Source organism: Achromobacter sp. (genome assembly GCF_050285585.1).
In the GTDB taxonomy this organism is placed as follows: Bacteria; Pseudomonadota; Gammaproteobacteria; order Burkholderiales; family Burkholderiaceae_B; genus Achromobacter.
In genome coordinates this window covers 1-3,774 of record NZ_JBLZXF010000088.1, presented here as the reverse complement: position 1 = coordinate 3,774, position 3,774 = coordinate 1, and the positions used below count along the sequence as shown (strand labels likewise).

General features: G+C 65.6%; 3 protein-coding genes. 2 read left to right on the top strand and 1 reads right to left on the bottom strand.

Annotation, left to right across the window (positions count from 1 at the left end; genetic code table 11):
- Positions 1-238: 238 nt before the first annotated feature.
- Positions 239-1,408, bottom strand: a complete 1,170-nt coding sequence (locus tag ACN6PJ_RS31215; RefSeq protein ID WP_062683735.1) for a M20 aminoacylase family protein — start codon at positions 1,406-1,408, stop codon at positions 239-241.
- A gap of 169 nt (positions 1,409-1,577) precedes the next feature.
- Between ACN6PJ_RS31215 and ACN6PJ_RS31210 the strand changes: the two genes are divergently transcribed.
- Positions 1,578-2,501 (top strand): LysR family transcriptional regulator, encoded by a 924-nt coding sequence (locus ACN6PJ_RS31210; protein ID WP_088146364.1) that lies wholly within the window; start codon positions 1,578-1,580, stop codon positions 2,499-2,501.
- A gap of 162 nt (positions 2,502-2,663) precedes the next feature.
- Positions 2,664-3,653 (top strand): tripartite tricarboxylate transporter substrate binding protein, encoded by a 990-nt coding sequence (locus ACN6PJ_RS31205; protein WP_088146365.1) that lies wholly within the window; start codon positions 2,664-2,666, stop codon positions 3,651-3,653.
- Positions 3,654-3,774 lie beyond the last annotated feature (121 nt).

Here is a 3,774-nt window from a genome sequence, read left to right as displayed (position 1 = left end):
CGTGCGCGAACGCGCTGGCGCCGGCCAGGACCAGGGCGCAGAACCATGTTGTCTGGATCGCTTTCATTTCATCCCCCCAAAACGATGGATGCAGGCGTACCGGTGCGCCGGAATGGCGCGAAATACCGCTTGCATATGGAGTTGGATGTCACGATCCGGCGCCGCGTTCCGGCGGATGCCGTCATTGCGCCGGAATGGCCGCGCCTTCGGCCTGCCCCGGGGCCGGAATGGGCGCCGCTCACGCAGGCATGGCTTCTCTCACGAGCTCGACCCAGTAGCGAGCGCCCAACGGCAGGATGTCGTCGTTGAAATCGTAGTACGGGTTATGCACGGGAGGGTTGTCGCCCGCGCGGGCGGCTCCCACGAACACATAAGCGCCGGGCCGCTGCTCCAGCATGTAGGCGAAATCTTCCGACCCCATGCGCGGCACGCAGGCCGTATCCACCTGCTCCGCCCCCACCACCCGCGCCGCGGCGCGGGCGGCCAATCGCACTTCGGCCTCTGTATTGACGCAAGCCGGATAGCCGCGGAAATACTCCACCCCGATCGCGGCGCCCGACGTGGTGGCCACGCCCGCACACACCTCGCGCAGCCGGCGCTCCGCCAGATCGCGCGTTGCCGCGGTCAGCGTTCGGCAACTGCCCCGCAACAGCACGCTGTTGGGCACGACGTTCCAGGTATCGCCCGCATGGATCTGCGTAATGCTCAGCACCAACGCATCGGTCGCCTTCACGTTCCGACTGACGATGGTCTGCATCGCGCTCACGACCTGCGCCGCCGCCACGATGGGGTCGACGCCGTGTTCGGGCTGCGCGGCATGGCAGCCCTTGCCGGTCACGGTGATCTCGTAGGTATCGCAGTTGGCCATGACGGTGCCCACCCGCGTCGACACCACGCCGAACGGCAGGTTGGGCGAATTGTGCAGCGCATACACGGCGTCGCAGGGGAATTTTTCGAACAGGCCGTCCCGCACCATCGCCAGGCCGCCGCCCGCGTGCTCTTCCGCGGGCTGGAAAATGAAGTGCAAGGTGCCCCGCCACCCCGTATCGCCGGCCAGGTGGTGGGCCGCGCCCAACAGCATGGCGGTATGGCCGTCGTGGCCGCACCCGTGCATTTTTCCGGCAATCGTCGAACGATGCGTCGCCTCGCCCAACTCCTGCATGTCCAGCGCGTCCATATCGGCGCGCAGACCGATCACCGGCCCCTCACCCCGCGCCAGCGTCCCCACTACGCCCGTTCCGCCCAGGCCGCGATGCACCACCACCCCCACCTGCGCCAACTCCCGCGCGACCAGATCGGAGGTACGAAATTCGCAGAATGCCGTTTCCGGATGCGCGTGGATATCGCGGCGCCAGTCGCGCATTTTGCGCAGCAATTCCGTGCCGATGGGGGATACGGTGGTGGCCATGAGGCGATGTCTCCATAAATGGGGCCTTCGGGGAAATACGACTTCCGACTATAGACAAGCGCGGGTACAAACTCGATAGCAACAATCACGCCTTATCGATGCGATTTTTGCAACGTTCGCTTGCCGGCGCCCAAGGCAGGCACCGAAACCGCGGCGAGGGTATGCAAGGATGGACAACGTTTTGGAATTCAAGCGGACGCAATGTCTGCTGCAAGTCATCGAGACCGGCTCATTACGCGCCGCGGCCGACGTCCTGCAAACCGACCCCTCCGCGATAAGCCGAGCCGTCGCCCGGCTGGAAGCGGACACGGGGCTGACCTTGCTGGAACGCCGTGGCCGGGGAGTCGTGCCCACGGACGCCGGGCGACTGGTGGCCCTGTTCGCCCGGCGGCAGCAAAACCTGAACGAGTCCTTCTACGCCGAAGTCAACGACCTGAAGAGCGCTACGCGGGGTCACGTCGAGCTCGCGCTGGGCGAGGGCTTCGTGGATATGCTGCTGGAGCCCGTCCTGCTGTCGTTCGTGCGCAAGCATCCCGACATCACCTACAGCATCCACGTGGCCGGCACCAATGAAACCGTGCGCTGCATCGTCGAAGAACGCGCGCAGATCGCGCTAGCCTTCCAGCCGCCGAACGACGTGCGGCTGCGTTCGCACTATTCGCGCGCCGCGCCGATGCGCGTCCATGTCCACAAGGACCATCCGCTGGCGCGCACGCGCCGGGCCTTGCGGCTATCGGACCTCGCTCCTCACGGCTGGGCCGCTATGGACGAATCGTTCGGCGTGCGCCAGCACATCCAGGCGGCGGAGCTGGACGAGAACGTCAAGCTCCGCCCCGCGCTGCTGACCAATTCCTTCAAGATCCTGTGGGAATTCGCGAGCCAGGGACTGGGCTATGTCGTGAATCCGCTGTCGATGCCGCTGAAGGGCCCGCAATTCCGCCAGTTGGTTTCACTGCCTTTGGCGAATCCCATCCTGAACAACAGCCGCACCCATGTCATCAGCTTGGCGGGCCGCCATCTGCCGCCCGCGACCGCCAGCATGCTGCTGCATATCCTGAAGACGTTTCCCACCCTGGAGCCCCTCGGCGCCTGAGCCGCGCTCTCCTGCGCCGGCCCCGTCCATCGTTGCAGATTTCACATTGATCCGATCCCCAGTCCGTCATTGATGCCGGCAAACGCCACTGCCTAGACTGCACGGCACAGTCCGGCGCGACGGCCGGCTGCCTTCAAACAGACATGACAAGGGAGATGCAGCATGCGTTGGAATCTACCGGCCCGGGTGGCCGCTCTCTTCCTCGCGGCATTCGCCGCCGCGCCGTTGGCGCGCGCCGAGGACTATCCATCCAGGAAGCCGCTGAGCCTGATCGTCCCCTACCCGGCCGGCGGCGCCAGCGACGCCTCGGCGCGGCAGTTCGGCGTGCACATCGCCAAGGCACTGAAGCAGCAGGTCGTGGTGGAGAACGTGGGCGGCGGGGCCGGCATGCTGGGCGCGCGCCGGGTCCTGAGCAGCCCGCCCGATGGCTATACCTTCCTGCACGGATCTCCCAACGAGGTCATTCTCAGCCCGTTCCTGAACGCGGCGGCTCATTACAAGCCCGAGGATTTCCGCCTGACCCAGCCCATCAGCGAAGCGACCATCGTGCTGTTGGCGCGCGCCGACCTGCCGGTGTCGGACGTCGATGAATTCATCGCCTACGCCAAGCGGCCTGGCGCCCGCCCCCTTACCTTTGCCAGCGTCGGCGTGGGCTCCCTGTATCACATCATGACCGAGTACCTGGGGCGACGCGTGGGCGCGGAGTTCCTGCATGTTCCCTATCGCGGCGGCGCTCCGGCGCTGCAGGACCTGATCGGGCGCCAGGTCGACTTCGCCGTCCTGCCGTATCAACAGGCAATGGAAGGAATGGCGGCACAGCAGCAGTTGAAAATCCTGACCAGTTTCTCCGACAGGCTGCCCGCGCCGCTTTCTCGGATACCTCTGATTTCGCAAAGCAAGACGATTCCGAGTTTCGTCTATACGATCGCCGGGGGCTACTACGTACGCCAAGACACCCCGGCCGCGGAGGTGGCCGTCCTGCATCGCGCGGTGGGCTATGCCCTGGGACAGCCCGACCTGCGCCAACGGATGGAAGCCGAGGGCCGCCTGCTGCTGCAACCCATGAGCCAGCAGGATGCCGACGCCTACGCGGCGGCCCAGATCGCCAAATACCGGGAGATGATCCAGGAACTGGGACTCAAGCCGATGTAGCCACCGGCACCCCCAACCCGTGCTTGGCCCGGTTCAGCACGATTAGGGTGGAAAAGCGCTTGACGTTGGGGTCGCCCCAGAAATGCCGCTGTGCGAACACCTCGTACTCGTCCATGTCCCG

What these genes read in the sequence shown, in the direction of transcription:
- ACN6PJ_RS31210 (WP_088146364.1), top strand. Translation starts at nt 1,578, where the DNA reads ATGGACAACGTTTTGGAATTCAAGCGGACGCAATGTCTGCTGCAAGTC.
- ACN6PJ_RS31205 (WP_088146365.1), top strand. Translation starts at nt 2,664, where the DNA reads ATGCGTTGGAATCTACCGGCCCGGGTGGCCGCTCTCTTCCTCGCGGCA.
- ACN6PJ_RS31215 (WP_062683735.1), bottom strand. Translation starts at nt 1,408, where the DNA reads ATGGCCACCACCGTATCCCCCATCGGCACGGAATTGCTGCGCAAAATG.